General features: G+C 66.8%; 27 protein-coding genes and 2 pseudogenes. 21 read left to right on the top strand and 8 right to left on the bottom strand.

The window, feature by feature from the left end:
• Positions 1-252: 252 nt before the first annotated feature.
• The 3 genes and pseudogenes from QNA09_RS24855 to QNA09_RS24845 form a co-directional block, all read left to right on the top strand.
• Positions 253-1,617 (top strand): Hsp70 family protein, encoded by a 1,365-nt coding sequence (locus QNA09_RS24855; RefSeq protein ID WP_119699278.1) that lies wholly within the window; start codon positions 253-255, stop codon positions 1,615-1,617.
• A 260-nt stretch (positions 1,618-1,877) separates the two neighbouring features.
• Positions 1,878-2,125 (top strand): annotated as a pseudogene (locus tag QNA09_RS24850) (ISL3 family transposase); the annotation flags it as partial.
• 69 nt (positions 2,126-2,194) lie between these two features.
• Positions 2,195-2,373 (top strand): annotated as a pseudogene (locus tag QNA09_RS24845) (transposase); the annotation flags it as partial.
• A 112-nt stretch (positions 2,374-2,485) separates the two neighbouring features.
• Here the strand turns inward: QNA09_RS24845 and QNA09_RS24840 are convergent.
• A complete protein-coding gene (locus QNA09_RS24840) occupies positions 2,486-2,950 on the bottom strand; it encodes a transposase (protein WP_225222975.1) in 465 nt (154 codons plus the stop codon).
• A gap of 7 nt (positions 2,951-2,957) precedes the next feature.
• Here QNA09_RS24840 and QNA09_RS24835 point away from each other — a divergent pair, with 7 nt between their 5' ends.
• Positions 2,958-3,248: a transposase gene (locus QNA09_RS24835; protein ID WP_119699277.1), complete on the top strand. Its 291-nt coding sequence runs from the start codon at positions 2,958-2,960 to the stop codon at positions 3,246-3,248.
• Here QNA09_RS24835 and QNA09_RS24830 read toward each other — a convergent pair.
• Positions 3,202-3,585: a hypothetical protein gene (locus QNA09_RS24830; RefSeq protein ID WP_225222946.1), complete on the bottom strand. Its 384-nt coding sequence runs from the start codon at positions 3,583-3,585 to the stop codon at positions 3,202-3,204. The genes QNA09_RS24835 and QNA09_RS24830 overlap by 47 nt on opposite strands.
• Positions 3,586-3,817: 232 nt before the next feature.
• The gene (locus QNA09_RS24825) at positions 3,818-4,561 is read right to left on the bottom strand and encodes an IclR family transcriptional regulator (RefSeq protein WP_010595927.1); all 744 of its coding nucleotides are present in this window, start codon (positions 4,559-4,561) and stop codon (positions 3,818-3,820) included.
• A 95-nt stretch (positions 4,562-4,656) separates the two neighbouring features.
• Between QNA09_RS24825 and QNA09_RS24820 the strand changes: the two genes are divergently transcribed.
• The 8 genes from QNA09_RS24820 to QNA09_RS24785 all read left to right on the top strand — a co-directional run bounded on the left by QNA09_RS24820 (position 4,657) and on the right by QNA09_RS24785 (position 12,427).
• Entirely contained in the window at positions 4,657-5,088 is a 432-nt protein-coding gene (locus QNA09_RS24820; RefSeq protein WP_040272803.1) for a nuclear transport factor 2 family protein, read from the top strand.
• Positions 5,089-5,145: 57 nt separating this feature from the next.
• Positions 5,146-5,985: an SDR family NAD(P)-dependent oxidoreductase gene (locus tag QNA09_RS24815; RefSeq protein ID WP_040272801.1), complete on the top strand. Its 840-nt coding sequence runs from the start codon at positions 5,146-5,148 to the stop codon at positions 5,983-5,985.
• Positions 5,986-6,114: 129 nt separating this feature from the next.
• Positions 6,115-7,575 carry an FAD-dependent oxidoreductase gene (locus QNA09_RS24810; RefSeq protein WP_010595924.1) on the top strand — a complete coding sequence of 487 codons (1,461 nt, stop codon included), beginning with the start codon at positions 6,115-6,117 and terminating at the stop codon, positions 7,573-7,575.
• Positions 7,576-7,620: 45 nt separating this feature from the next.
• On the top strand, positions 7,621-8,955 hold the full coding sequence (locus QNA09_RS24805; RefSeq protein WP_059174684.1) for an MFS transporter: 1,335 nt from the start codon (positions 7,621-7,623) through the stop codon (positions 8,953-8,955).
• Positions 8,956-8,974: 19 nt separating this feature from the next.
• Positions 8,975-9,754 carry an SDR family NAD(P)-dependent oxidoreductase gene (locus QNA09_RS24800; protein ID WP_010595922.1) on the top strand — a complete coding sequence of 260 codons (780 nt, stop codon included), beginning with the start codon at positions 8,975-8,977 and terminating at the stop codon, positions 9,752-9,754.
• A gap of 1 nt (position 9,755) precedes the next feature.
• Positions 9,756-10,244 carry a nuclear transport factor 2 family protein gene (locus QNA09_RS24795; protein WP_010595921.1) on the top strand — a complete coding sequence of 163 codons (489 nt, stop codon included), beginning with the start codon at positions 9,756-9,758 and terminating at the stop codon, positions 10,242-10,244.
• Positions 10,245-10,532: 288 nt separating this feature from the next.
• Positions 10,533-10,745 (top strand): hypothetical protein, encoded by a 213-nt coding sequence (locus QNA09_RS24790; protein ID WP_244213211.1) that lies wholly within the window; start codon positions 10,533-10,535, stop codon positions 10,743-10,745.
• Positions 10,746-11,443: 698 nt separating this feature from the next.
• The gene (locus QNA09_RS24785; RefSeq protein ID WP_244213210.1) at positions 11,444-12,427 is read left to right on the top strand and encodes a prolipoprotein diacylglyceryl transferase family protein; all 984 of its coding nucleotides are present in this window, start codon (positions 11,444-11,446) and stop codon (positions 12,425-12,427) included.
• 151 nt (positions 12,428-12,578) lie between these two features.
• On the opposite strand, the gene QNA09_RS24780 is transcribed toward QNA09_RS24785, so the two are convergent.
• The 5 genes from QNA09_RS24780 to QNA09_RS24760 form a co-directional block, all read right to left on the bottom strand.
• Positions 12,579-13,943 (bottom strand): NADH-ubiquinone oxidoreductase-F iron-sulfur binding region domain-containing protein, encoded by a 1,365-nt coding sequence (locus tag QNA09_RS24780; protein ID WP_119699276.1) that lies wholly within the window; start codon positions 13,941-13,943, stop codon positions 12,579-12,581.
• Positions 13,940-14,398 carry a DUF2267 domain-containing protein gene (locus tag QNA09_RS24775; protein WP_119699275.1) on the bottom strand — a complete coding sequence of 153 codons (459 nt, stop codon included), beginning with the start codon at positions 14,396-14,398 and terminating at the stop codon, positions 13,940-13,942. The genes QNA09_RS24780 and QNA09_RS24775 overlap by 4 nt, the downstream gene beginning before the upstream one ends.
• A gap of 14 nt (positions 14,399-14,412) precedes the next feature.
• Positions 14,413-15,246 (bottom strand): 2-oxoacid:ferredoxin oxidoreductase subunit beta, encoded by an 834-nt coding sequence (locus QNA09_RS24770; RefSeq protein WP_208643862.1) that lies wholly within the window; start codon positions 15,244-15,246, stop codon positions 14,413-14,415.
• Positions 15,247-15,274: 28 nt separating this feature from the next.
• A complete protein-coding gene (locus tag QNA09_RS24765) occupies positions 15,275-17,185 on the bottom strand; it encodes a 2-oxoacid:acceptor oxidoreductase subunit alpha (RefSeq protein ID WP_162919273.1) in 1,911 nt (636 codons plus the stop codon).
• Positions 17,186-18,485: 1,300 nt separating this feature from the next.
• Positions 18,486-19,544 carry a M23 family metallopeptidase gene (locus tag QNA09_RS24760; protein ID WP_119699272.1) on the bottom strand — a complete coding sequence of 353 codons (1,059 nt, stop codon included), beginning with the start codon at positions 19,542-19,544 and terminating at the stop codon, positions 18,486-18,488.
• 242 nt (positions 19,545-19,786) lie between these two features.
• Here QNA09_RS24760 and QNA09_RS24755 point away from each other — a divergent pair, with 242 nt between their 5' ends.
• The 9 genes from QNA09_RS24755 (at position 19,787) to QNA09_RS24715 (ending at position 26,756) form a co-directional block, all read left to right on the top strand.
• Positions 19,787-20,200: a hypothetical protein gene (locus tag QNA09_RS24755; protein ID WP_244213209.1), complete on the top strand. Its 414-nt coding sequence runs from the start codon at positions 19,787-19,789 to the stop codon at positions 20,198-20,200.
• A 96-nt stretch (positions 20,201-20,296) separates the two neighbouring features.
• Positions 20,297-21,412 (top strand): PLP-dependent cysteine synthase family protein, encoded by a 1,116-nt coding sequence (locus QNA09_RS24750; protein WP_119699271.1) that lies wholly within the window; start codon positions 20,297-20,299, stop codon positions 21,410-21,412.
• On the top strand, positions 21,409-22,677 hold the full coding sequence (locus tag QNA09_RS24745; RefSeq protein ID WP_119699270.1) for an MFS transporter: 1,269 nt from the start codon (positions 21,409-21,411) through the stop codon (positions 22,675-22,677). The genes QNA09_RS24750 and QNA09_RS24745 overlap by 4 nt, the downstream gene beginning before the upstream one ends.
• Positions 22,678-23,110: 433 nt before the next feature.
• Positions 23,111-23,875 (top strand): PspA/IM30 family protein, encoded by a 765-nt coding sequence (locus QNA09_RS24740; RefSeq protein ID WP_006946844.1) that lies wholly within the window; start codon positions 23,111-23,113, stop codon positions 23,873-23,875.
• 40 nt (positions 23,876-23,915) lie between these two features.
• Positions 23,916-24,194, top strand: coding sequence for a hypothetical protein (locus tag QNA09_RS24735; protein WP_006946849.1), 279 nt, complete (start codon positions 23,916-23,918; stop codon positions 24,192-24,194).
• A gap of 5 nt (positions 24,195-24,199) precedes the next feature.
• On the top strand, positions 24,200-25,111 hold the full coding sequence (htpX, locus tag QNA09_RS24730; protein ID WP_006946850.1) for a zinc metalloprotease HtpX: 912 nt from the start codon (positions 24,200-24,202) through the stop codon (positions 25,109-25,111).
• 2 nt (positions 25,112-25,113) lie between these two features.
• Complete coding sequence (locus QNA09_RS24725) at positions 25,114-25,710, top strand: hypothetical protein (protein WP_006946851.1); 597 nt, start codon at positions 25,114-25,116, stop codon at positions 25,708-25,710.
• 147 nt (positions 25,711-25,857) lie between these two features.
• Positions 25,858-26,121: an SHOCT domain-containing protein gene (locus QNA09_RS24720; protein WP_006946852.1), complete on the top strand. Its 264-nt coding sequence runs from the start codon at positions 25,858-25,860 to the stop codon at positions 26,119-26,121.
• 182 nt (positions 26,122-26,303) lie between these two features.
• Positions 26,304-26,756 (top strand): universal stress protein, encoded by a 453-nt coding sequence (locus tag QNA09_RS24715; protein WP_102031820.1) that lies wholly within the window; start codon positions 26,304-26,306, stop codon positions 26,754-26,756.
• The last annotated feature ends 19 nt before the right edge of the window (positions 26,757-26,775 follow it).

Genomic DNA, 26,775 nt, shown 5'->3' with positions numbered 1-26,775 from the left:
CCGGTCCCGGACTTTCGGTCGCGAGGGGACGTCGAGTTCACTGTCGAGCCCACCGTCGACCTCCGAACCGTGCCCGTGTCGGCGTTCGCCAGATCTCCCCGCGACACCCTGAGCTGCGACGAGATGCGGAAGGCCACGCCGAAGGGGCACGGCACCGATCGGCGAGCGCACCGACTGCCTCGATCGTCCGCAGCGCCGAGCTCGGCCTGCTCCGTGCGCGCGACCCGTGACCGAACCGTTATAGTCGGCGCCATGACGTCAGTTCTCGGTGTGTCGGTCGGGGCCAGCGCTGTGCGCTTCGCGTGCCGCGACACCGAGAGCCCCCATGGTCCGATCTTCCGATCACGGTCGGTGACCGCGACCCTCGAACGCCCGGGGGACCTGACCGCCGCATCTCTCGACACGGTGCTCACCGAAACCGATGAGATCGACGAGGTCCAGGCCATCGGCGTCGCGTACCGGAACCAGGCGCAGGCCGGTGCCGTCCAGGCCGCGATGACCCGACTCGAGATCGGCCACTTCCACTTGGTCCCCGAAGTGACGGCCGCGCTCGAGATGCTGGAGACGTCCGGAGATCTCGGCGACTACGAGACGCTCGTGTTCTACGACCTCGGCAGTTCCGGCCTCACCGTCACCGTCGTCGACCGCACCACCGGGATCGTGCTGAGCACCGCACGCTCGGAGCGGATCAGCGGCGACCTCGTCGACCGGCTGATCTACGACCACCACCTGGAACTGCACCGCTTCACCCCGCCGGCCGACACGGCAGCACGGCTCGCCCTCACCGCCCGGTGCCGCGACGCGAAGGAGCAGCTGTCCACCACCGGCGCGGTGTGCATGCCCGGTGAGGGCGGTCTGCTGCTGCTCTCCCAGGACAGCTTCGAGTCGCTCATCGACGGCCCCGTGAAGACGTCGGCCCGCCTCACCCGTGACGTCATCCGCCGCTCGGGGCGCACCCCCGACGCCGCGGTGCTCATCGGCGGCGGTGCGCATATTCCGCTGGTCACCTCCGTGATGGAGTCCTGGCTGGACGTCCCGGTGATCGTGCCCGCACAGCCCGAACTCGTCGCGGCCGAGGGTGCGGCACTGCTGGCCCGCCCGGCCGCCGGCGTGGTGATGTCCCCGACGCAGGCATCCGCGCCACACGAGACGAGCAACACCGTCGAAACCCGGCACACCGTCGAGAAGACCGCACCACCGCGCACACGTCGGCGCCTCCTTCTCGCCGGCAGTGTCCTCACCGTCGTCGCGGCGATCGGCCTCGGCACCGTCCTGCTGCCGGATTCCGAACGGGACGCACAGCCCACCGCCCCGCCAGAGCCCGCTACGACCGCCGACCTGACCCCGCCTCCGGAAGCCGCCCCGCCGGTGCTCGACAAGTCGAGGATCCCCGCACCGACCGAGGCGCCCACCACGTACCAGCCGCAGACACAGAATCCGACACAGACCCCTACCACCCCTCAGACGCAGAACAGCGCGCCGGCCGACACATCGGCTCCGCCGCCCCCCCCGGAACCAGCCCCCCTCATTCCCGGTCTGCCGCAGTACCAGCTGCCGACACTTCCCCCGCCCCCGCCGCTCCCTCTACCGGAATTGCCCCGAATACCGAGACTCTGAACCCCCAGTCCACACCATCGACATGTTCTGACGCTTGGCCCTTGCTCGGCGGCAGGCCTGCGAGCCCCCATCAGCTGTGGTGGACAAGCACGATTATCCTCATTCATGATGTACCGCAACGAGTTACAGATTCCGAGCTGGCTATGGCTCCTCGTCCGACCACGTAGTCCTTGGCGGAAACGCGGCTCTTCGCAGTCGGTAGGGGCGTGATGTTGCCCGACCCGTGCCGTGTCGGTGATCGAAAAAGGGCCCGCGCCCTTGTGAGCTGGGTGTTGTTCAGGCAACCAGACCAGCAAGGAACGCGGGCATACTCCACGGTGGTTCACTGCTGCTCGATCTCGGCGGCGTCGTCGTCGAATCGGTGCGGTGCGTCGACGACGGCAGCCGGATCGTCCGGCTCGGTACCGATCCTCGGTGGGTCGGCGTGTGCCCGCAGTGCGGGGAGAAGTCGGCGCGGTCGAAGGGCCGGGTCACCACCCCTCCCCGCGACGCGCAGGTCGGCCCCGACCTCGAGGGTCAACCGGTTCATGCCCGACGAGACATCGACCGGGCCCGTGACGTGGGCGTCGACTACGCGATGACCCACGACGATTCTGCCCTGCTCGCCCAACTCGACGCGCTCAAGGCGCCGACAGTGCGGACGTGTTCGCCGAACTGATCCGCATCGGTCTGCAGGCGTTGATCGAAGCCGAGGCCACCGAGAAGCTCGGCGCCGGCCGCGACGAGCGCACCGCCACCCGCACCACGCACCGCAACTCAAAGCCGCCGTGGCACAGCAATTTGCGGGTTCGTCGTGGCAGCGGTGCCGGGTGCCCTTCATGCGCAACATCCGGGCGGCGGTGGCGACTATGTGGTTGTTGCCGGAAGTTCATCGGGGGTCATGCGGCATCGAGGAGTCGGTCGTGGTCGTCGAGCCGCTGCAGATGCCGTGCAGGTCGGTGCGGGTATAGAGCCACCGGAACGGCGTGGCAGTGGCGTTGTAACACTCCGCGAACCGCGACAAGCGGTCTTCGGCTGCCCCGAGATCGGGGAAGTCATTGGGAGTAAGAACCTTCCGCTGCACCATGGAGAAGTAGATTTCGACCTGATCGAGCCACGACGCATGCACCGGGTATGGACCGTCACCGCATTCGGATACCGCTGCGCCAACCGATCGACCGCGGTGCGAGGAACCGTTGTCGACAATCCAGAACACGCACCGGGCCGACGCGTGCGGCTCGCGTGTCATGACTTGATCGACCCTAGCGGTGAACGGCTCGATACCGGTGGAGGACTCGCACCGGCCGAACACCGTCGCCCGACGCACTGAGCCTGCCCCCTCGGGAGTGGACACCCTGACAATGGTTCGTGGAGGAACCAGGAGGGATGTTCACATGGGACGTCGGTCTCGGTACACGGAGGAGTTCCACCGGGACGCGGTCGCGTTGCCTCGCACAGCCGACGGCACCCGTACCTACGCGGCAGTGTCCTCGGACCTGGGGATCAGCAGCGAGACCCTGCGGACCTGGGTCCGCACGGACAACGCGTCGGGTCAAGGCTCAGCAGCCGATCACGCGGACTCCCATTCCGAAGGACTCGGTCAGGCTACGAGGAAGCGAACGGGGTGTCCCGATTACCGGCCGATCCCGTAGTGACGGTCTCGACGACGTTGTGGACGACGCACTTCGGGGTGAGCGGCGCGAACCGGCACTGCTCGTGGAACCACACGTGCTCCCAGTCCACCGCCGGCTCCGGATCGCTGACGGCGGCGAGCGGGACGTCCGTGGCGCTCGCCGCCGGAAACGCGCCGGGCGGCGGAGTGGGGATGACTCCACACTTGCTGGAGCCACCGTCGAGGAAATTGCAGTTGAGGGCGGCACCGAGAAGGCTGGGAATGTCGTCGACACTGCCGGGAGCAGCGTTCGCCGTGGCCGGTACGGCAAGGGTAAGAGCGGTGCAGCCGAACACAGCGGCAACAAGACGCTTCACGAAGACCTCGATTCAGTGAAATAAACCTACCGGTCGGATTGATCGGACAAATCCCCGAAGTGTTACCTCCCTCGCCTCGGAAGCCCTCGACATCCCCGTCGACTCGCTCCTCGGGCGACCCCCGGGGTGGGAACGGTTCTGCCCGCCAACCTGGAGGCACGCCGTCGGCCGGGCTCAGACACTGCGCAGATGACTTCGCGCATACTTCTCGAGGGAGAGCGGAATCTTGGCCTCAGTGCAAGAGATTTCCCAGGGCACCCGCGGCGGCCATGACGGCCGCGGCGAGCTGTTCTTCTCCTGCCGTGAGCTCGAACACGGAGATGCCCACGGCAGCTTGTGTGCCGCCGGGACGACTCGGGACGGCGGCGGAGATGCCGATGGCCGCGGGGATGATTTCGCCTTGCGATAGCGCATAACCGAGGTGGCGTGCCGCGCCGACTTCGGGGCGTTCACCGTCCGTCGGCGGCATCGAGGCCAGGATCGCCAGGCCCGCGGAGCCACGGTCGATCGGATCCACCTGGCCGGGCCGGAATGCGATGTGCATTCTGGATCGTCGCGGCTCGACCACCATCATCGCGCGCACGTCGGACTCCGATTCACGCACCACCAGGTGGGCGGTTGCCTCCACCGTGTCCGCGAGTTCCTCGAGGATCGGCCGCGCGAGGGTACGCAGGTCCTGCTCGACGGAGTCGGCAAGCGTCACGAGCCCGGTGCCGAGCGAGATCCGCTTGCGGTCGTCGCGCCGGCACAATCGGTGCGCCTCGAGCGTGCGGATCAGCCGGTGCGCGACCGTGCGGTGTACGCCGATCCCGTCCGCGATCTCGCTGACCGTCAGTCCGCGCGGATGGGCAGCAAGCAGTTCGAGGATTTCCAGCCCGTGGTGCAGTGTCTTCGACATTCCCGAGTCCGGCTGTACGCGGACGATGTCCGAGTCGGCCGTTCGCTCCGGCCGTGACCCCACCTGTGTCATCACCATGCCTCCCTTGACAGGTGTGAACCGTACCACCTAGCGTATTCTTTAGTCGCACACATAGTGCGATAATAGCACACAGTGAGAATGGTTCAAGTGTCATGACGCCCAGCGATACGGATGTCGACGCGACGGTGCTCGCGCAGCTTCACCAGCTCTACGCTCGGCAGAGCCACCTCATCGACGGTGGCGCGGCCGAGGAGTGGGCGCGGACGTTCACCCCGGACGGGGAGTTCTGTTCGCCCAGTTACCCGGCGCCCGTCGTCGGTGCCGAGGAGCTCACGGCGTTCGCCGAGCGGTTCCTCGCGGCCGCGACCGCGGCCGGCGAAGTGCACCGGCATGTGATCACCAACGTCGACGTCGAGCCCGGCGACAGGGACACCCTCGCGGTGCGGGCCTATCTGCAGATCGTGGCCACGGTCCGCGGTGGGCAATCGCGCGTGGTGCGTTTCACCACCCTCACCGACCGGGTGGTCCGCCACGACGGCGCCTGGCGGATCGCGCGACGCACCGTCCGTCGCGACGACTTCTGAAAATCCACAAGACCTTTCGTACTCCTTTCGATACCGCTCTCCTGGAGGACCTCGACCATGAATACCGACACCACCGACGCCCAGAACCCGGGCCGCACCGTCACCACCGCGCTGACCACCGTGTACCCGGAAATGGTCGGCAAGGTCGCCGTCGTCACTGGCGCCGCCCGGGGCATGGGCGCTCGATTCACCCAGGGCCTGGCCACCCGCGGCGTACACGTCGTCGCCGCCGACATCGACGACGTGCAGATGAAGGAAACCGCCGACGAGATCAACGCCGCGCTCGCCGCGAATTCCCTGGCGGACCAGCCCGGTACTGTGCTCGGGACACGCGTCGATGTCACGAACGCCGAGGACCACGAGAGCCTCGCGCAGGTGGCGCTGCAGACGTTCGGACGCATCGACTTCTGGGTCAACAACGCGGGCATCTTCCCCTTCGCCCTGGCCGAGGAGATCTCGCCCGAGCAGATCGCCGCGACACTCGACGTCAATGTCGAAGGTGTCCTCTTCGGCGCGCAGGCCGCTGCCCGCCACCTGCAGCCCGGTGGGGCGATCGTCAACATGTCGTCGGTGTCGGCGCTCCGGGTCCGCAAGGGCCGCGGCGCCTACTGCACGTCGAAGGCCGCGGTCGCACATCTGACCGAAGCCCTCGCCGTCGAGTTCGGCGACAAGGGCATCCGGGTCAACTCGATCGCTCCCGGCTATATCGACACCGAGATGACGCGGTGGGTGCAGGACGATCCGGCTGCGCTGGCGCACGCCCTCGACGTCGTGCCGCTGCACCGCCTCGGTTCCCCGGAAGAGGTCCTCGGCCCGCTGTTGTTCCTGCTCTCCGACAGCGCCCGCTACGTGACCGGTCACTCCATCGCTGTGGACGGCGGCTCCCGTCATGTCTGAGTCCACCGTCCTCGTCCCGTCGGCCGACCGATTCACCTCCCGGACCGCCGGGCAGACCGCCGTCGACGGCGGCCTCCCTTCCCATTGCTCGAACGACCGCCCCGGCGCGGAGACAGGGAACGCATTGTCATGACCGACGACACCTGGGACGTCATCGTCATCGGCGGCGGCGGAGCCGGCCTGGCCGCGGCGGTCACCGCGGCCGAACAGGGCGCATCGGTGCTGTTGTTCGAGTCCGAGACCGAACTCGGCGGCTCCACGCAGCTCTCGGCCGGTCTGTTCACCGCCGCCGGCACCAGCGTTCAGCGGGGCCTGGGCATCGAGGACTCGGCCGAGAAATTCTTCCAGCACTACATGGATCTCAACCAGTGGATGCTTCAGCCGGGACTGATCCGCACTTTCTGCGAGAACGCCGGACCCACCCTCGAATGGCTGATCGAGCTCGGTGTGCAGATCCCGGCCCGCGAGTCCGCGAACGCACACATGCCCGGACTGTGCCAGGCCGGCGTCGAGGACGTCTGGCGCGGGCACGTGCCCAAGGACCAGGGATACGGCTTGGTCCAGGTCCTCGACAAGGCCCGACGCAGGCACGGTGTCGAGGTGGTCCTGGGCACCCGGGTCCAGAAACTGCTCGTCGAGGACGGCCGCGTCGTCGGTGTGGTCGCGGACGACCTCGACGTCCCGGCTCACGCCGTGGTCGTCGCCTCCGGGGGCTTCGCTCAGGATCCCGAGCTGGTCGACCGCTACTATCCTGTCGCGAACAACGCCGGCGAGTCGCTGTTCGTGGTCGCCGCCCCGGGCAGCCGAGGCGATCACCTCGCGTTCGGTCGTGACGTCGACGCCGCCGTCACCGGCGACGGTTGGGGACTGATGCTCCCGACCGCCTACTTCCAGCGATACCACCACTGGCAGTCCGGCTTCCCGCCGAAGTCGCGGATCCACGTCAACCGGCACGGCCGCCGGTTCATGGACGAGGACGCCTCCTACGCGGTCTCCACCGGCATCATCGAGGCCCAGGACGGCCCCGTGTGGGCGATCTTCGACGAGCGGGCCCGGCTCGGCCTGCCCAGCGGGTACACCGACTGGATCCCCGAGCGCATCGCCGAGGAGGCCGACGCCGGTCGGACGCTGCGAGCGGGCACCCTTGCCGAGCTGGCCGCGCTGCTCGAGGTACCCGCCGACGTGCTGGCCGTCACCGTCGAGCGGTGGAACGCGCAGCTCCCGGCCGGTACCGACGACGACTTCCTGCGCCACCGCACCCTGGCCAACAAGGGCTCGACCGCCGCCCCGGATCCGATCGCGCACGGTCCGTTCTACGCCGTGAGAGTGCTGCCCGCCGAGCTGGTCTGCACGCACGCCGGCCTCGAGATCGACAGCGACGCCGCCGTCGTCGACCGGACCGGATGCCCGATCCCCGGTCTGTTCGCAGCCGGGGAGGCCGGCGCCGGAATCCTCGGACTCCGGTACGTCGGCGGCGGCAACGCCGTCGCCAACGCCCTGACCATGGGCCGGATCGCCGGTCGCAACGCGGCACGCGCCTCCCGCCCCTCGTCCACGCACCCCTCCGTCCTCACCTCTGCCCGCCCCTGACCTCGGGGTCTTCACCCCGGTCCCGCACACCCCAAAGGACGCGCCATGATTGGTGATTCCCCCGTGATTCCCGTCGCGGACGAACCTGCGCACACCCAGTCCCCTCCGAAGAAGCAGTCGACCGCCACGGTCATCCGCGCCGCCGTCGTCGGCACCGTCGTCGAGTACTACGACTTCGGCATCTACGGCTACATGGCCACCACCATCGCCGCACTGTTCTTCGTCTCGGACAACCCCACGGCCGGGCTGCTCGGCACCTTCGCCACGTTCGCCGTCGCGTTCTTCCTCCGGGTGCCCGGTGGAATCTTCTTCGGCCACATCGGAGACAAGTACGGCCGCAAGAACGCCCTGTCGTGGACGATCCTCCTGATGGTGGTGGCCACCGCCGGCATCGGCCTGCTGCCGTCGTACTTCACCCTCGGTCTGTGGGCCACGGCGATCCTCGTCCTGGCCCGCTGCCTGCAGGGCTTCGCCGCGGGTGGGGAGCTGGGCGGTGCCAACGCCTTCGTCTCGGAGTCCGCACCCGCCCGCTGGCGCGGGATGCAGACCTCGATGGTGAACACCGGCACCTACCTCGGCTCGTTGGCGGCCTCGCTGGTCGCGCTCGCCCTGACCTCCGTCTTCGACGACGAGACCGTGCTCGCGTGGGCATGGCGGATCCCGTTCCTGCTCAGCATCGTCATCGGTGTCATCGGGGTGTGGATCCGAACCCAGCTCGAGGACACCCCGGAATTCGAAGAACTCGCAGAAAGCGGCGAGACGAAGAAGCTCCCGATCCGGGAACTGCTGGCCACTTCCCGCAGCAGCGTCGTGAAGATCATCTTCCTCGGCGCCCTGATCACCGGCGGCTACTACATCGCCTCCGTCTACGCCGCCACGTACCTCAAGACCACCGGCGGCCACACCTCGCAGGTCGCGTTCCTGTCCACCTCCCTGGCCCTGGTGCTCGGTGTCATCACCCTTCCCCTCGCCGGCTGGGCGTCCGACAGGTGGGGCCGCAAGCCGGTGCTGTTCACCGGCAGCTTCGCCGCCATCGTCCTCGGCGTCCCGATGTTCATGATGATGGCGGGCGGCAGCATCTGGCAGGCCGTGGTGGGCCAGTCGGTCCTGTTCATCTGCGTCTCCGTGGTCAACGGGGCGTCGTACGTCACGTACGTCGAGATGCTCAAGACCTCGGTGCGCTACACCGGACTCGCGTTCGGCAACAACGTCACCAACATGGTCCTCGGTGGCACCGCCCCGTTCATCGCGACCTACCTGATCGCCCTCACGGGTAATCCCCTCGCCCCCGCCGGGTATTTCGTGCTCACGGCGGTCCTCACCTTCGTCACGGTCTTCTTCGTCACGGAGACCAAGGGCTGCGAACTGAAGACCGACTGACCCAGACAAGGACAGCGCTATGAACACCGAGTTCTCCGGCAAGACCGTCGCCGTCACCGGTGCCGGCAGCGGGATGGGCCGTGCCGAAGCACAGCTGCTCGCCTCCCTCGGGGCGCATGTGTGGGTCGCCGACATCGACTCCACCGCCGGCGAAGCCGTCATCGACCAGATCCGGGACAAGGGCGGTGCCGCCGACTTCCACCGGCTCGACGTCACCGACCCCGACGCGTGGAGTCGATTCGCCGAGGTGATCGACGCCGCCGACGGGAACCTCGACGGACTGGTGAACAACGCTGGGGTGAGTTTTCGATACGGGATCGAGGACACCTCCGTCGAGGACTGGCGGCGGGTCATGGCGATCAACCTCGACAGCGTGTTCTACGGCATGCGGGCGTGCGCGCCGTTGCTCAAGTGCAACGGTGGTGGCTCGATCGTCAACATCTCCTCGATCGCCGGTATGCTCGGCTACTTCGCCGCCGCCTACGGCGCCAGCAAATGGGGCGTCCGCGGCCTGTCGAAGGTCGGCGCACTCGAGTTCGCCGAACACCACGTGCGGGTCAACTCGGTCCACCCCGGGCTCGTCGAGACGCCGCTGCTGACCTCGGGTACGACGGAATTCGTCGACGAGAGCCTGAAATCCGTTCCCGCCGGCCGGTCGGCCGACCCCGACGAAGTGGCCGAAACCGTCGCATTCCTGTTGTCGGACAGATCGACGTACATCACAGGCACCGAGATCGTCATCGACGGCGGCCTGACCTCCGGCGGCCTCTACCACCGCATCACCCGGGAGCTCGGCTGACATGTCACTCGAGGACAAAGCCGTCATCACCGACGTACTGCACCGGTACGCCCGCTACGTCGACCGCGCAGACTTCGACCGCGTCGCCGAATGCTACTTCCCGGATGCCATCGACACCCACGGCGGCTACATCGGGACGGTCGACGGACTGATCGAGGACATGAAAACCCGGCACCGCACGATCGACTCCTCGATGCACTACATCAGCAACATCCTGATCGACCTGGACGGCGACACCGCGAACGTCGAATCCTACTGCCTGTGCTACCTGCGCCAGGCACCGGCCGACGGCGAGTCGACTCAGATGCTGAACACCATCAAGTGCCGATACATCGACCGGTTCGAGAAACGAAACAGCCAGTGGCGCATCGCCGAACGAATCGTCGTATTCGACGAATCACGACACGAGCGGATCGAGAACATCCTCGATCCGACCTGGGTGAGCGCCCGCAGGACGGCCGACGATTCCCTCTACACCGGGAAGCCGTAACCGGAACGCGCGCGAGGGAGGTGACCGCGGCGGCAGAAATCGCCACGCTCACCTCCCCCTCAGTTCGCAGAGAAATGCTCCCTGAACTGCGCGCATACTCCTTCTCGCTACCCGATACGCGATGCCCGCGGGGCGGCGGCGACCGCCACGGCGCGGTGTACATAGCCGACGGCGGATGGACCATCCAATAACCGCACGAGGAGCCCCAGCCCACCACGCCCGTGATGAAGCGCGGGACAGTGACACACTCGTGCACAACGTGTGGAGACCCGGCCGAATCCAGAAGAAGTGGATAAGCACGATTATCCATCACAGATGTTGCGGTGCAGCATTTTTGAACTGAACGGCGGGCTGCGCGATGTCATAACGCCGGCGCCGCACATTCAAACGGTGTATCCGACCGAGCGGCTGTCCAATCACGCTGTCGGACGTGCGGTGGACATTCGAGAAATCGCCGGCCGACCGGTGCCCGGCCCGGCAACGATCGGCGACTTGAGCTGATGCGACGAGCCGCCGAACTGGGGGCAACGGAGGTCGGCGGACCGGTTGACCTCAACGGGCCCCGCAAAGGCTTCTTTTCGGACGATGTCCATCAGGATCACATCCACCTGGGAATCACTCCCGGTGACGCGCCCGCGCATCTGCGATAGGGGCCGCGGCGACCGCATAGATCCAATTACTATGAAACATAGTAATTGGATCTATGCTGAACTTCGACAGCGAAACCCACAGATCAAGACCGGGGTGACTCGACCACCACACCGGCCAGGCGAAAGGCGCACGCCTTGGCGAAGAAGAAATCGGACTCTGCACGGGCGCGCAGGCGCGCCGCCGAGCGGCGGCGCACTCCCCCGCCGCAGACAACCACTCCGCCTCTGCCGAGATCGGCCGCGCGGGTCGCCAAGCTGCCCGCACAGCGAGCAACGACAGCAACCTCGGCGTCCGCTCACCCATTGGGCGGGGTCCCCACAGCCACGACACCCACCGCGGCGACGGTGGCGGGAACCGACCTTCCTCACTCGTTCCGTTCCACAGTAAAGTCTGCGCCGGCCAGACCCGACTCGGGCCACGCGCCTCCCCCTGCAGCGCTGTCGCCTCCCGCGAGGGTCGAGGCGGCACCGACGGAGCAGGTATCGGGTTCCGCCGTACCCCGCGGGTGCGCCGAGGCGTTCTCCGGGATCGAGCCTCAGGCGGTTGCGGTGACGTACGAAGGTGATCTCTCCGAGGCTCGGGCCGAGGAACATGCGGTGATCGCGTTCGGGGGCACACGCCAGGATTCGGACGGCGGTGGCCGAACCCAGCGTGCGGAGAAGATTGTGACGGTCCATGCTCTTCCGCCGGGAATCGATCGGTTCACGGTCACAGGACGTCTCGTCGGACTGGCCGGTGGCCGCTGGGACGTCGCCGCGGTGCGCCTGGACCCGAGGACCGACCGTCCGCACGGGGCGGTGCAACGGAGTGCCATCTCGACTCGTCCGGCCGCGTTGGCGTATGGGCCCGCCGTACGGGTGTGGAGTTGGCCTGTCCTCGTCGGCGTCGGCGCTGTGCTCGCACTGCTCCTGCAGGCGATCATGCTACGCAGAGCAGGAATGAACTATCCTGCCGTTACTGCTGTTTCGGTTGTCGCCTGCGTACTCGGATTTGTCGGCGCGAAGGTATGGTATCTGGTGCTACATCGGAGGCATCCGCGCTTCTTCCTCAAGGCCGGTGCATGCATCCAAGGGTTCTTGTTGACGGCGTTCGCTGTCCTAGCCGTCGGCGCACTCGTCCTGCGAATGCCGGTCGGTGTCGTGTTGGACGCAACGACGCCGGGGTTGTTCTTGGGCATGGCGCTGGGCCGACCTGGCTGCTTCCTGACAGGCTGCTGCGCCGGGCGCCCGACCCGCTCGCGGTGGGGAATGTGGTCCTCCGATCGCACGGTTGCCGTACGACGTGTCCCGGTACAGCTGATCGAGGCCGGTGCAGCGCTCGCAATCGGCAGCGCCGCAACCTGGATCGTCTGGACCCGGACAGCCTCACTCGACGGCACCGTGTTCATGGGATCGATCGCGGCATACGTCCTGGTGCGCCAGTTGTTGTTCCCGTATCGATCCGATCCCCACACCCGTCGTGGCCGACTAGTCACCGTGGTGCTGGCCGCGACGTTGCTGGTGATAACCGTGGGCTCGGTCTGGTTTCGGTAGCGCACAGTGACATTGCGTGGTTGTCCTTGTTGTGCACATTCCCGGCACAGCACTCCTCAGCTGGAACACAACCGGACCCGTTCTGATCATGGCCGCCGTTGGCCAGTGCTGCACCACCGATCGTGGGCCGCACCAGGTGAGGCATGAACCTTCATGCGTCCTGGTACGTCCAGTCCGGCTGCTTGCGGAGGTACGTGTGGTCGTAGCTGAAGCCCTCTCCTGGCACGTAATCGGTCATCTTCGGCAGTACCCGGTTATGAACACGGTCGCAGCTGCCGCGAAGGTGATCTTCGAAGTCTTCCGGGAAGGCGGCAAGTACGCTGCCGACCACGTCCGACTCCGAGGTCGCCAGTGAGCACCGCTGTCCGTTTGGCACCCAGGGCACGGTCGCAAGGATCTCATCCACGTCGGCACGTCCGGCGGAACCGTCGAGCACCCGGGCCAGACGTTCGGTGATCCGCTGCGAGCCGACTTTGCATGGGGGGCACTGGCCGCACGACTCGACGTGCAGGAAGTGCGAGAACAGCCAGGCGACCTGCACCATGCAGGCAGTGTCGTCATAGACGATGAAGCCGCCCGAGCCTAGCGCCGACCCGGCTCGGCGCATCGCATCGAACCCCAGCGGCGTGTCAAGACGGTCTTCGGTCATCACTGCGTTGGCGAGTCCGGGGAACACGGCTTTCACGCGCCGACCTGGTGCTGGACCGCCGGCCGCGTCGTCGACGAGCTCGCGGAGGGTCAGCCCCAGCGGCAACTCCGTCACAATGGGACGCTGTACGTCACCGGAAACGGTGAAGAGCATGGTCCCTGGCGTGTCTGGCGTACCGAAGGCACGGAACCATTCGGCCCCGCGACTCACAATCTGGGTGACGTGGGCCAGCGTCTCCAGGTTGTTGACGACCGTCGGGTTGTGGCGCTCTTCGCCAGGTCCGCCGAACGGCGGCCCGAACAGCCCGTGAATATGTGGGGGAAATACGCGCGGCAGCGGTAAGCCGCCTTCCACCACGGCCAGCAGGGCTTTCTCCTCGCCGAAGAGGTATTCGTCGGGCCCGAGCACGAGTTCGATCGCGTCCGCCATGTCGAACCGGGCCTGGAATTCGTCCAGTGCGCGGCGCAGCCCGGCCATCTCCGCCGCGAAGCGTCGCTTGACACACAAGTAGGCATGCTGGGCGCCGATCACATGTAGGGCGATGGCCAGGCCCTCGATGATCTGATACGGGTTCATCCGCAGCAGATAGCGATCTTTGAAGGTGCCGGGCTCGCCCTCGGCGCCGTTGGCGCAGACGAACTTGGTCGGTGCCGCATCGGCGCGTGCAGTACTCCACTTGATCGCCGTGGGAAAACCGGCGCCGCCACGGCCGCGTAGGCCGGCGCGGCGCAACTCCTCAACGATTTCGCCGGGGTCACTCGCACGCGCGCGCAGGAGCCCTTCACCACCGCGGAGCGCAAGATAGGCAGGGAGGGATTCCACAGGGGCGTCGCCAGGAATCAGGATCGCGGAGGGCTGTGTGGTCACTGTTCACCCCTGTGCTGTGGTCCGGCGGTACCGGGTGCATGGGCTGCCACGCCGCTGGGAAGGTATGCACGGACCGCATCGCGCGTGGGCACGTCGAGCAACGGCCAGAGCTCCTCGAGCACAGCACGGATTCGTGCATGCGCCTCCTTACCGACCATAGCGGCGAGCGGGTCGCCGCCGCCGAGGGTGTGGTCCGTGCCTCCGGTCGTTTCGATCGAGGACATCACCCAGCCCAGAAACACGTTGCTGTCGATGAGCGGGTCGGGCGTGGTTGGGCCGCATCGCAGGCACCACACCAGATCCTGGGGTATGCAGCCGCAGATGGTGTCGGCATGCTCACGGGGAAGGACATGGGCCAGGGCTTGGAGGACGCCCGCCACCAGCTGTCGGGTCTCGCTGGCAGTGCGGAGCCCTGCCCGGCGTTGGATCGCGGTCACCAGATCTTGGTCGTTCATCGCCGCTCATCCACCTACATGAATCCCTGCTTGAGGCGATTGAGTACAGTTCGATCCGTCAACGACCGGCCAACCAGTGGTCCGTCGAGCAGCGCCGGGAGTTGCTCCTCGTAGGTGGGCACGCCCTCGTCGCGGTAGATGACGCCGATCGGGATGCGATCGTCCCACTCGGCAGCGGCTCGTTCCGCCCCGGCGCGATCCTGCGGGTCGTGGCCTTCCTCGTCGAGTTTGTAGATGCGCTCGCTGTACCACTGATAGGTGTTGATCCGGTTGAAGATGACGCACGGTTGCAGCACATCGATCAGCGCGTAGCCGCGGTGTCGGATTCCTTGCTTGATCACGTCGGCGAGATGTGTCGGTTCCCCTGCGAAAGCTCGCGCCACGAATGTTGCGCCCATGGTGAGCGCCAAAGCAACGGGGTTGACCGCTCGCTCTATCACTCCGTCGGGTGAGGTGACGGTGACCCGGCCCTGTGGCGTCGTCGGAGAATACTGGCCCTTGGTAAGTGCGTATATCTGGTTGTTTTCGACGAGATGGGTGAGGTCGAGGTTGCGCCGTGCCGTGTGGATGAAGTGGTTGCCGCCGATACCGTAGGCATCGCCGTCGCCGTCTACGACAATGACGTTGAGGTCATGGTTTGCCAGCTTTGCCCCGGTGGCCACGGCCAAAGGCCGGCCGTGGATGGTCGTGATCCCGTTCACGTGCATGTAGTCGGGCAGTTTGCTGCCGCATCCGATGCCGGAGACGACCAGCATCTCGTGGGGCGCGATGGAGAGGTCCGCCAGTGCGTGCCTGATGGCGTTGAGGATGCCGTAGTCGCCGCAGCCCGGGCACCAGGTCGGCTTCACCCATGTATCGAAGTCGCTGACCGTGGCCCTAGACATTGACACCCACGTCCGTCTCGCGCGGCAATGGCGGCTCGCCGGGGACGATGTGGACCTCCCGCTCGCCCGCAACCGCTCGCTCTACCGCTGCCAGGATCTCCTGCGGGGAGAAGGGCCGACCATCGTAGGCAAGAATGCGGCGGTCCAGGTCCCGCCCCGTCGTCATGCGAATCAACTGGGCGAGTTGACCGGTGTAGTTCTGCTCGACGCCGATTGTCAGTCCAGCGGTATAGAGAGCGGCAGCAGCCGCCTTCGCCGGAAATGGCCACAGATCGTGGAACTGGAGTACGGCCGCCGGACGCCCGACGGCCGTAAGCTCCTCGGCCACCTCACGGGCCGCGCCGGTGGTCGATCCCCAGCAGACGAGCGTCAGGTCTGGCCGCTCCGGGCCGAAGCGGCGTGGCGGCCGGATGTCGTCGCGCAGCGCCGTCTGTTCCTTGCGCATCCGCTTGCGCATCATTGCCGCCCGGCCGTGGATCTCTTCGGTGATGTGTCCGTCCTCGGTATGTTCCTCACTGGTCGCGCTGAAGACCGCCGTCGGGTCACCTGGTAATGGTCGCGGGGAAATGCCGCTGTCGGTCATGGCAAACCGCGGAAATGTGCCCGCCTCCCAGGCATGGACGTTCACCGCATCGCTTGGCGCCCGGTCCGTGGTGACCTCGCGTGAAGACCCACCCACGTCGCCGTGCCCTGGCCCCGACGTCAGCAGCGCCCCTCGCTCGATCGGCACGGCATCGAAATCAAATGCCTCCGGCTTGAGCGTTTGCAGCGAGCTGCCGAGGAAGAGGTCGCTCAGCACGATCACCGGACACTGGTAACGCTCGGCGAGGTTGAACGCGCGCCAGCCGGCCTCGAAACACTCGGCGACGCTGCCCGGCGCGAGGACGATGCGGGGAAACTCCCCCTGGGACGCGTGCAGCGCGAACAGCAGGTCGGCTTGTTCGGTGCGTGTGGGCAACCCTGTGGACGGGCCTCCCCGTTGCACGTTTACGACTACCAGCGGGGTCTCCGTGATGCCGGCGAGCCCTAGCGCCTCGGTCATCAACGAGAAACCACCGCCCGAGGTGGCGGTCATCGACCGAGCACCGGCGTGCGCGGCGCCGATCGCCATGCAGACCGCCGCGATCTCGTCCTCGGCATGCTTGGCGACTACGCCCTGCTCAGCGGCGACGTCCATCAGGTACTCGAGGATTGAAGTGGCCGGCGTCATCGGATACGCAGCGATGAAGCGGCACCCCCCGGCAAGGGCACCGAGGGCGAAGGCGTGGTTGCCGTGGAGCAACATGCGGCGGTGGCCGTCCTCATGGACGACCGTCGCAGGGAAGTCACCATAACGGTCTTGGGCGAGGCGGTATGCGGCGGCGACCACGGCAAGGTTTGCATCCACGGTGGCCGCGCTCTTCCCTGCGAAGATGTCACGAATCACTTCGGAGATCGACGCCGGCCTGAGTCCCGTGATCCCGGCGAGCGCGCCCAGCATGGCGGTGCTCATCATCACGCGACTGCCGTGGTCTGCGGCGATCTTCACCAGCGGCAGAGGCATCAAGCGCAGGTCTCGTGCGCGGACCTCCTCGGAGTCCGCCCGGTACCGGATCCGATCGTCTAGCCGCAAGGACTCGTCGTAGAGTATTCCTGCACCCGGCGCCAGCTGACCCAGGTGGACATCGATCGTTTCGGGGGTCATCGCCACCAGTAGGTCGAAGGGGGCGCGCTGCGCGAAGACAGGCCGCCTGGCAACACGGATGCGGTGGAAGTTGTGGCCACCCCGGATGCGGGAACGGTAGTCCGGTGCCGTGAAGACGTGATGGCCGGCGCGGGCGAGCGCTTTGCAGAAACCGAAGGCGATGGACTCGACGCCCTGTCCGGCATCCCCACCGACGAGGAGGGCGATCTCCTCACTCACAGTGCTCGTCCTCGGTGCGGCGCAGACCTGACAGGCGTCGGAAATCCGAGCCGTCAGAACCTGCGCTCCCGTGTGTTGTCGGAAGCTGCTCAAGCATCGTTCTTCCCCGTGCCCACGTGGCATCGCACCTTTCGAGGATGCAAAACGGTTTGATCCGCACAAATCCACGAGCTGCGTTCGCGTTGACGATTCTGCCCAGCGTTCGCCAACACGAGCCATGGTAGCCAGGGACGCGACGACCCGTCCAGGATCGCATTCTGACGCAATGCAGCCGCGGGGTTGTCGGAGGAGGACCGTTCCCGCCTGCAGCAGGGACCACGTGTCCGACAACTTGACGAACTCCATATTGACCTCGTCGGTCTGCGCGTCGGCGATCGGCGTGGTAGATGCCCGCTGATCACTCGGCCGTCGGCGGCCGGTCTACCTGAAGTGGGTACTGTCGCAACGGGTGCCACCCGGTGACATGCCCACCGACCGCAGGCGAGGCCAGACCTTCCCCCATACCTGCCGGGGTATTGTTGACATGTGCTTCCGCAGCGGTGCCCCTATTTTTCTTCGCTCGCGCCAAAGAGACCACCATGACGAACTCGGCCACGGGCTATTCGAACTGCGGACCCTGCATGTCTGCGCCGCCGAGGCGAAGGCCGCCGTCGCGATGGTCCTCGGCGGGCAGGGGCCTCACCCCGATTTGCCGTCAGGCTATCGCCGTTGCCGTCGCCGATGCGGCCGGTTGCCCGGTGAGTGACTGTGGTGGTGCCTCTGTATCGCCGATCGGTGAGCGTGTAACCGTCCTGGCCCGAGCATCGGTATCAGTGTCATGAACGTGATCGCGTCGCTACTGGCCGGCTGGATGGCGGTTGCTGCAGCAGCCGGCATGTTCGGTGTAGTGCTCGTACTGCGGCGCAGGATTCATCCCGGACGGAGCGGTGCCCGCATATGCGGGCGGCGGCAAAGGCGAGACCACCCCGGCACCGTGCACCTGTGTCGGCAACGGTGACGTCGAGTCGGCACGACTCGATTCCACCGCCCACGCGACTGTCGGTGACGGCACGATCCCGGTCTGGCGGGGGCGTGGAGGTAAAGGAGAAGACCGTGGCGAGATCCGAGTGGTCACGTATCGTTTTCCACCCCGCTGCCCGGTTCCTTGTGCGCTGTGCGGTGCTCTGCGCCGTCCGTCTTGCGGACCCGGACGGTCGAGCACGACCCGACTTCACCGTCGGTGTCGGTGAGCGCTGCTGCCCCGGGTAAACGCCGGATCGGTTGCCTGAACGCCGACCGGGTCGGTGTTCTTTCCCGGCGGTCAATCCGCACCGACGACCGAGGCGCCGCGCTGGGCGAGCCACTGCACCGGATCGGCCTTGGCACCGGTCGGGTCTTCGACCTCGAAATGCAGATGGGGACCGGTCGAATTGCCCCGGTCGCCGACGGTGGCGATCTTCTGCCCGGCCTTGACCCGTTGCCCCAGGGCCACCAGATTGGTGTTGTTGTGACCGTAGGTGGTCACGGTGCCGTCGTCGTGGCGGATACGTACCCACAGTCCGTAGCCTTGCGCGGGTCCGGCGCTGATGACTTCCCCGTCGGCGACGGCGACGATGGGGGCACCCATGGTGTTGGCAATGTCTATGCCGCCGTGACCGCGCGCATCACCGAAGGTGGAGGTGATCACCCCGGCCGTCGGAGCGACGAACCGGCCGGGTCCGGTGGTGGCCGCGGCACCCGCGCCCTCGGGCCGGGCCGGCACCCCGGTCGGCTCGGAGTGCGTGCCGTCGTCCTGTTCCGGAACTTCGGGGACACCTGGCTCCACAGTCGCCACCTCGGGCGGCCGCGTCGGCGTACCCGTGGGGTTGTTTCCCCGGTCCGGCACCGTCTCGTTGTCGGGAGCCGGGGTCCGAGGGGCGGGAGCACGAGGGGGCGGCGGGACGTCGTGGTCGTCGACCAACGCGGCCAGCAGCCGTGGGCCGAGGATACGGCCCAGGCCGGACAACTCGGGGCCGCACGCCGCCAGCAGGCTCGCGCCCGGGGCCGCAGCGGCTCTCCACTGCCCCGCGCATCCGGCCAGCGACTGCAGTGCCGCCACCGTGCCGGCAAGCGCGTCCTGGTCTCGGGCGGCACGCACGCTGTCGGCGGCGATGTTGACTACCGTCTGCCACCGGGCCGGGTCGACCACCTGCACCGCGGGCTCGGCGGTATCGGTCACGGTCAGCGCATCCGCGAGCGCCTCGACCACCGGCCCGGGCCGGATCGGATCGGGCTGTGCAGGAGCGGCGCCCGCCGGTCCCGTCAGTGCGCTTGCCACCGCTCCCGAGGCCGACACCCCCAGAACCAGGGCAGCCACTCGGCGCCTGCATGTGTGGTGCATTCCACTCCTCTCACCCGGTGGAAATGTCCGTTTGATGTAATTTGAGAAATTTTGTCAAGTCGACACACCGGAACTCTAGTTCACTTTTGTCACTTCAGTCTCTGTAATCATCATGGCGCGGTGCTCGCTCCTTCCGGAGCGGTCCCGGGTCTCGGCTGCGCACTTGCCGAATCGGGCATCGAGGACAGCAGGCCGTGCAGCCGGAAAGACCGAGGCGGGCGCGCTGCTACAGTGGGGAAATTGTGAAGGCCCGAGCGACATTCCCGCGTCTGCGGGCAGCCGCCGCCGTCGTCGTCCTCTACGTGCTCGGCTTCACCCTGGTGCCGTGCGGTATCGCCGTAGCCGAAAGCCATCATCTCGACCTCTCCCATGTCGTGGCCGTCACCGGGCAATCCGGGGACGAATCGGCGGCCGGTCATGCCCATATCGACAACGGTGCATCCCCCCTCGGACACCACCAGGACCAACTGTTCGTCGTACCGCGGCCCGACAGCCCACTCCGGCCGATAGCAGTGGTCACCGGCATCGCCGTGATGATGCTGGTACTGGTGGCATTACGACAGGCCCCCGTCGGGTTGCGGGCCCCACCGGCGGCACCCTCACCCCCTCACCGGGGCCGGGCGATCCTGCGCGAGCTCTGTATCGACAGGTGCTGATCGGCAGCACAACGGCCATCGAGACCCCTCGATGGCCGGACCCCTGCTGCCCTATTCACACCTGTACACATTCAGGCCCACAGAAATGCACCATTGATGAACAGTGCCCTTTCCATCACCCCGCCCCGTCCGCTCTCTTCCGCCCCCCTGCTGACCCCCGCCCCGCGCTGCCCCCAACCGAACACCATGGTCGGCAACACCCCGGTGCTGTGGATCGGCCAGCCTTTCGCCGACGGAAACACCGGATTCTGGGCCAAGCTCGAAGGAACCAATCCCGGGGGCATGAAGGACCGCCCCGCCCTGCACATGGTCGAACGCGCCCGTGCCCGCGGCGAGCTGACCCCCGGCGCCCGCATCATCGAATCGAGCAGCGGCACCCTCGGCCTCGGGCTCGCATTGGCCGGCATCGTCCATCATCACCCGGTCACCGTGGTCACCGATCCCGGCCTGGAACCGATCATTCACCGCATGCTCGCCGCCTACGGCGCCGACGTCGAGCTGGTCACCGAGCCGCACCCGACCGGCGGCTGGCAACAAGCCCGCCGAGACCGAGTCCGGGAACTGCTCGGGACCCACCCCGGCTCCTGGTGCCCGGACCAGTACAGCAACCCGGACAACGTCGATGCCTACCAGTCGCTCGCTCTCGAGCTGCTCGCCCAGCTGGGCCACATCGACGTCCTCGTGTGCTCCGTCGGCACCGGTGGCCACTCGGCCGGCATCGCCCGGGTACTGCGCCGGTTCTGCCCCGAGCTGAAACTGGTCGGCGTCGACACCGTCGGGTCCGTCATCTTCGGCCAGCCCGCCGCCCCGCGGCTGATGCGCGGGCTGGGCTCGAGCATCCATCCGGCGAACATCGACTACGGCGCCTTCGACGAGGTGCACTGGGTCGCCCCCCACGAAGCGGTCTGGTCGTGTCGGACCCTGGCGGCGACCCACCACGCCAGCGGCGGCTGGAGCGTCGGCGCAGTGGCCCTGGCGGCGGGGTGGATCGCCCGCACCCACACACCCGACACCCGAATCGCGGCGATCTTCCCCGACGGACCGCAGCGCTATTTCGACACCGTCTACAACGACGAATTCTGCGACAACCACGGACTGCTCGAGGCGACACCACCCACCGACCCGACCACCGTCGAGCACCCCACCGACCGCGTCGTCCGCTCGTGGACCCGCTGCACCACCGTCGTCGCCCCCACGCAGGAGCAGGCATGAACAACCTCGTAGCCCGCTTCCGCAGCTTCGATCGGCCCAGCCAGGTGTTGATGGTCAACCAGTTCTCCATCAACATCGGCTTCTACATGCTGATGCCGTACCTGGCGACCTACCTGGCCGGCCCGCTGGGACTGGCGGCGTGGGCGATCGGGCTGGTGCTCGGCGTGCGCAACTTTTCCCAGCAAGGGATGTTCCTGCTCGGCGGCACCCTGGCCGACCGGCTCGGCTACAAGCCGCTCATCGTCGCCGGCTGTCTGTTGCGCACCGCCGGGTTCGCCCTGCTGGCCGCCGTCGACTCGCTGCCGGCCGTCCTGGTCGCCTCGGCGGCCACCGGATTCGCCGGTGCGTTGTTCAACCCTGCCGTGCGGGCCTACCTCGCTGCCGACGCCGGGCCCCGCCGGGTGGAGGCCTTCGCGGTGTTCAACGTCTTCTACCAAGCCGGTATCCTGCTCGGCCCGCTGGTGGGATTGGCACTGACGGCGGTGGATTTCCGCATCACCGCCCTGGTGGCGGCTGCAGTCTTCGGTCTGCTCACCCTCGCGCAGATCCGGGCGCTGCCGGCCCACGCCGCCGCGAAGTCCGGGCCGCGCACTACGGTGTTCGACGACTGGAAGGTCGTCCTCGCCAACCGGCCGTTCGTCCTGTTCGCGCTGGCGATGATCGGCTCGTACGTGTTGTCCTTCCAGGTGTATCTGGCGCTGCCGCTGCAAGCCGGTGACCTGGTCCCGAACGGCTCGTCCAGCACGGTGCTGGTGTCGGCGTTGTTCGTGGTCTCCGGCATGGTCGCCATTGCCGGCCAGCTGCGCATCACCTCCTGGTTCTCCAACCGATGGGGATCCGGGCGCAGCCTCGTCGTCGGCATGACGATCATGGCGGCGGCGTTCGTCCCGCTGGTCGCGGTCTCCGATCCGCCGAGCGGAGCCCGGTGGGCCGGTGCCGCGGCGCTGTTGGTGGCGGCGGCGGTCCTGGCCATCGGCACAGCGGCGGTGTTTCCCTTCGAGATGGACACCGTGGTCGCACTTTCGGGGGACCGGCTCGTCGCCACCCACTACGGCTTCTACAACACCGTGGTCGGGGTCGGGATCCTGCTGGGCAACCTCGGCACCGGGGCGGTGTTCGGGTTGCTCTCCGATTCCGGCGTGAGTTGGTTGATCTGGGTGCTGCTCACCGCGATCGGCGCCGCCTGCGCGGCCGCGTTGCACTTGCTCGACCGCACCGGACGGCTCACCGCCCCGGTTGGGGAACCGGTCTCGGTTTCCGGATAACCGGCCGCGGCGGACTGGGCCGATGGCACCGTCTGCAGGGGAATCGATCCCATGTCGATCCAGTAGGTCGATGCCATATTCGTCCTGGCGGTGAGGGGCCAGGACGGTCGGCTGCTCTCGGCGTACCTGCCGTTCACGGAGCAGGGCCCGGCCGGCCCGCGTTCGCATCACTCACCGCGTGTACCCGCGGAACGGGCACGTGCAGCGGGCGCGGTGGCCGCCCCGGGGCACCTCGTGCGGTTCTGTCCACCACCGTTCGCCATTCTTGAGCCGATCTTCACAAGAACACATTCCAATCCTTACCACCACAGCGCACCCTGGTGACCAAGCCATCCGCTGACTCTCTTCGCAGGGCGGCGCTGGAGAAACAGTCGCCACGTCCAGAGCTACGCAAGCCAACGGACCTGAGCATCGGAGAAAGGAAGCGTGCCTCATGAGCCTCGCGCAGCGTTTGGCCTTGCTGTTCCGGGTCAAGGCGAACAAAGCTCTCGATCGTGCCGAAGACCCCCGGGAGGTTCTCGACTACTCCTACCAGCGCCAGACCGAACTGCTCGCTCAAGTTCGTCGCGGCCTGGCGGACGTGGCGACCAGCCGTAAACGGCTGGAACTGCAGATCGACCAACTGCAGCAGTCCGCCGATCGGCTCCAATCTCAGGCGGTTCAGGCTGTCACCGCGGGACGCGACGACTTGGCCCGCGAGGCCCTGACCCGTCGCGCTGCGGCAGTGGAACAGATCCAGCAACTGCAACCTCAGCGGGACGCACTCGAAGGTGAGGAAAACAAGCTCACTGCCGCCGCCCAGCGGCTGCAGGCCAAGATCGAGGCCTTCCGCACCCGTAAGGAGACGATCAAGGCCAGCTACACCGCCGCCGAGGCGCAAAGTCGCATCGGTGAAGCGGTCACCGGGATCTCCGAGGAGATGGGCGATGTCGGGTTGGCCGTCCAACGCGCCGAGGACAAAACCGCACAGATGGCCGCTCGGTCCCAGGCGCTGGACGAACTGATGGCGTCGGGGGCCCTCGAGGATGCCTCGATCCCGCTGGGTCGGCGCGACGACATCCAGGCGGCACTCGACGCGGGCACCGGCTCCCCTGGCGACATCGGTAATCAGCTTGCCCAACTCAAGGCCGATCTGAACGCCCCGGCCTCCTTGGAGCAAGGTTCACGAACGTCTTCAGCGGAAGACCCCCGCGCGTAGAGGCCTGAAGACCCCGCGCCCAGAGGAAGGACAGCTTCTCATGATCATCCGCATTCTCGGGGAAGGACAGTACGAGGTTGCCGACGCGCATCTCGATGACCTCAATGCACTCGACGACCGGTTGATGGCTGCGTTGGAGTCCGACGACACCGCCGATTTCTCCTCGGCTCTGCTGGATCTGCTCGCAGCGGTGCGTCGGTCCGGGAGCCCGGTCGCCGACGACGTCTTGACTGTCTCCGAACTGATCGTGCCGAGGGCCGACTCCGATCCCGCCGAGGTCCGTGCCCTGCTCGGTGACGACGGTCTGATTCCTGGGTGAGTGTCATGCGCACGCGGTTCCGGCCGGACCGTCAGCTCACCGCGCGGATGGCGCTGACCATGTTTCTGCTCGGATTGGTGTACGTGGCTTTCGTGGCCGCGCTCGTCGTACTGATCAAGTCGATGGTCCTCATCGTGGTGATCGTGGGAGGCTTGCTGCTGGCCCAGTTCTGGTTCTCCGATCGCATCGCCCTGTACGGCATGCACGCGCATATCGTCACTGCCGAGGAGGAACCACAACTGCACGGGATCGTCGATCGCCTGTGTTCGCTGGCGGACATGCCCAAACCCCAGATCGCGGTGTCGGACATGGAATTGCCCAACGCCTTCGCCGCCGGGCGCAGCAGCAAACGGGCGGTGCTCTGCGTCACCACCGGTTTGACGCGCCGGCTCGATACCGACGAACTCGAAGGCGTGCTCTCGCACGAGCTGTCCCACGTGGCGCACCGCGACGTGGTGGTCATGACCGTTGCGTCGTTCCTGGGTGTGTTGTCCGGGCTGCTGGCACGGACGATGTTGTATTCCAGCATGTTCGGTGGTGGCCGGGATCGACGGGACGGGGCCAACTTCGTCGTGATCGTCCTGGCCGTCATGGCGGTCTCCGCCGTGGTCTACGCCTTGAGCTACCTACTGATCCGGGCGTTGTCGCGGTACCGCGAACTCGCCGCCGACCGCGCCGGGGCGATCCTCACCGGGCGTCCGTCTGCGCTGGCCTCGGCCCTGACCAAGGTCAGTGGCGAGATCGCTCGGATTCCCACTCGCGATCTGCGCGCTGCCCAGGCCTTCAGTGCCTTCTTCTTCGCCCCGGCCTTGGGGGTGCAGACCAGTGTGGCGCATGTGCTGTCCACCCACCCGTCCCTGGAACGTCGGCTCGATCAACTGGCGACGCTGAGCACGCAGTTGGGGGAAGGGGCCTGACGATGGGGTTTCTGCGGGCATTGTTCGGTCGCAGTGAGCCGGTGCAGCCGAATCTCGACGTGCTCTTCGCCCTTCCCGGTGCCGCCTACACTCTCGAGGCGTCGCTGGGGTTTGCTCCTACTGGAGTCGGGGCGGTGGCGTTCAAACCGGCCGAGGGCGCCGCAGCGCAGCACTCGCAGGACGAGATTCTGGACTTACTGCATCTCGATCCGGGTCTGAACGTGTCGGTCACCGCTGACGAATTCGGCTATACCTGGATCACCGCCCGCCAGTCGGTCGTCGATCTGCCTACCCTGGTGACGGCCCTGCACGCGATCAACGCCACCCTCGCCGACGCCGGATTCGGGCCCTCCCTGCTGTGCACTGTCGTCGCCTTCACCGCAGCGGCCGACGCGGATACCGAGAGTTCCTCCGGCCCAAGGCGATTGGGACTGGTATACCTGTTCAAGCGCGGCACCGTCTACCCCTTCGCCCCGGTCGGGAACCGACGGCGCGATACAGCACTCGAGCTGCAGACCCGGGCCGTCCTCGCCGGTGACCTCCCGATCGAACGGGATCTGCAGCGCTGGTTTCCCGTCTGGAACGGCCCCGCTCCGTGACTCGACTGCCACGCGAGGCGGGCGAGCGCACTCGCCGCCGATCCGGATCGTCGAGCAGACGCCGGCATCGGCAACTGTATCCCGTTGGCGCATCACCCCTGGGTACCGCAGCGAAGCTGCAGGGCACACGATTCGAGGAGGCAGACCATGATGTTCTGGTACGACCACAACGTGAGCGGTTGGGGATATGTCCTCATGATCATCGGCATGGTCGGGTTCTGGGCATTGGTGATCTTCGCCGTGGTCGCCCTGGTGCGATCTCTTGGCTCCAATTCCGGGCCGATCCCACCCACCGCAGAGCCCACGGCGGAACAGGTCCTCGGCCTGCGGCTGGCTCGAGGCGAGATCGATGCGGACGAGTACCGGCAACGTCTCGAGGCCCTGCACCGCACGTTACCGCCGAAGCCTTGATCCAGTCCTTCGGTGTTGCCTCCTCCCCGGTGTAGCGAGCGCGACAGTGACTTGTGTGGCTCCGTTCCTCGTGCTCGCTACGTGAGGTGGCAGCCCGGTAGAGCGCGGAAATCGCTCGCCGACGCGGGATCCAAACGCTGCATGTCTTCTTGATCGACCGAATCGACAAGAGAGAAACCGACATGAACAACAATGCTGCTTTTCAGGTCGTGGTAGGCGTAGATGGTTCACCACAGTCCCATCGTGCACTCGAATGGGCCATCACGGAGGCTCGTCTACGACACGGCCACGTCAAGGTGGTGACCGCATGGCAGTTTCCGGCCACAGCACTCGGTCTGAAAGGAATGGCCCAGGAACTCGAATCCGTCGAGCGAACCGCACACCAGATCCAGCGCAGAACGCTGATAGGTGTACATCTCGAAGGTGTGACCGTCACGACGGAGGTACACGAGGGGCCGCCCGCCTCGGTACTGATCAACGCCTCCCGAGACGCAGACCTGCTGGTGGTGGGCTCCCACGGGTACGAAGGAGTGAGCGCACTGCTACTCGGATCCGTGTCCAATCAGATCGCTCATCATGCCCCCTGTCCGGTCTTGATTGTGCGACCACGACCGGGCCCGTCGGCCGCCCCGTAGACAACGTCACGGGGGTGAC

Source organism: Rhodococcus sp. AH-ZY2, assembly GCF_030916465.1.
In the GTDB taxonomy this organism is placed as follows: domain Bacteria; phylum Actinomycetota; class Actinomycetes; order Mycobacteriales; family Mycobacteriaceae; genus Rhodococcus; species Rhodococcus ruber.
The sequence above is the reverse complement of the archived record's forward strand: the minus strand, read 5'-3'. Positions and strand labels throughout refer to the sequence as shown.

Coding starts and splice junctions, on each gene's coding strand:
- QNA09_RS24825 (WP_010595927.1), bottom strand. CDS start 4,561: ATGGTGATGACACAGGTGGGGTCACGGCCGGAGCGAACGGCCGACTCG.
- QNA09_RS24720 (WP_006946852.1), top strand. CDS start 25,858: ATGATGTTCTGGTACGACCACAACGTGAGCGGTTGGGGATATGTCCTC.
- QNA09_RS24735 (WP_006946849.1), top strand. CDS start 23,916: ATGATCATCCGCATTCTCGGGGAAGGACAGTACGAGGTTGCCGACGCG.
- QNA09_RS24810 (WP_010595924.1), top strand. CDS start 6,115: ATGACCGACGACACCTGGGACGTCATCGTCATCGGCGGCGGCGGAGCC.
- QNA09_RS24750 (WP_119699271.1), top strand. CDS start 20,297: ATGAACAGTGCCCTTTCCATCACCCCGCCCCGTCCGCTCTCTTCCGCC.
- QNA09_RS24820 (WP_040272803.1), top strand. CDS start 4,657: ATGACGCCCAGCGATACGGATGTCGACGCGACGGTGCTCGCGCAGCTT.
- QNA09_RS24745 (WP_119699270.1), top strand. CDS start 21,409: ATGAACAACCTCGTAGCCCGCTTCCGCAGCTTCGATCGGCCCAGCCAG.
- QNA09_RS24725 (WP_006946851.1), top strand. CDS start 25,114: ATGGGGTTTCTGCGGGCATTGTTCGGTCGCAGTGAGCCGGTGCAGCCG.
- htpX (WP_006946850.1), top strand. CDS start 24,200: ATGCGCACGCGGTTCCGGCCGGACCGTCAGCTCACCGCGCGGATGGCG.
- QNA09_RS24795 (WP_010595921.1), top strand. CDS start 9,756: ATGTCACTCGAGGACAAAGCCGTCATCACCGACGTACTGCACCGGTAC.
- QNA09_RS24800 (WP_010595922.1), top strand. CDS start 8,975: ATGAACACCGAGTTCTCCGGCAAGACCGTCGCCGTCACCGGTGCCGGC.
- QNA09_RS24775 (WP_119699275.1), bottom strand. CDS start 14,398: ATGAACGACCAAGATCTGGTGACCGCGATCCAACGCCGGGCAGGGCTC.
- QNA09_RS24815 (WP_040272801.1), top strand. CDS start 5,146: ATGAATACCGACACCACCGACGCCCAGAACCCGGGCCGCACCGTCACC.
- QNA09_RS24835 (WP_119699277.1), top strand. CDS start 2,958: ATGGTTCGTGGAGGAACCAGGAGGGATGTTCACATGGGACGTCGGTCT.
- QNA09_RS24715 (WP_102031820.1), top strand. CDS start 26,304: ATGAACAACAATGCTGCTTTTCAGGTCGTGGTAGGCGTAGATGGTTCA.
- QNA09_RS24855 (WP_119699278.1), top strand. CDS start 253: ATGACGTCAGTTCTCGGTGTGTCGGTCGGGGCCAGCGCTGTGCGCTTC.
- QNA09_RS24740 (WP_006946844.1), top strand. CDS start 23,111: ATGAGCCTCGCGCAGCGTTTGGCCTTGCTGTTCCGGGTCAAGGCGAAC.
- QNA09_RS24760 (WP_119699272.1), bottom strand. CDS start 19,544: ATGCACCACACATGCAGGCGCCGAGTGGCTGCCCTGGTTCTGGGGGTG.
- QNA09_RS24805 (WP_059174684.1), top strand. CDS start 7,621: ATGATTGGTGATTCCCCCGTGATTCCCGTCGCGGACGAACCTGCGCAC.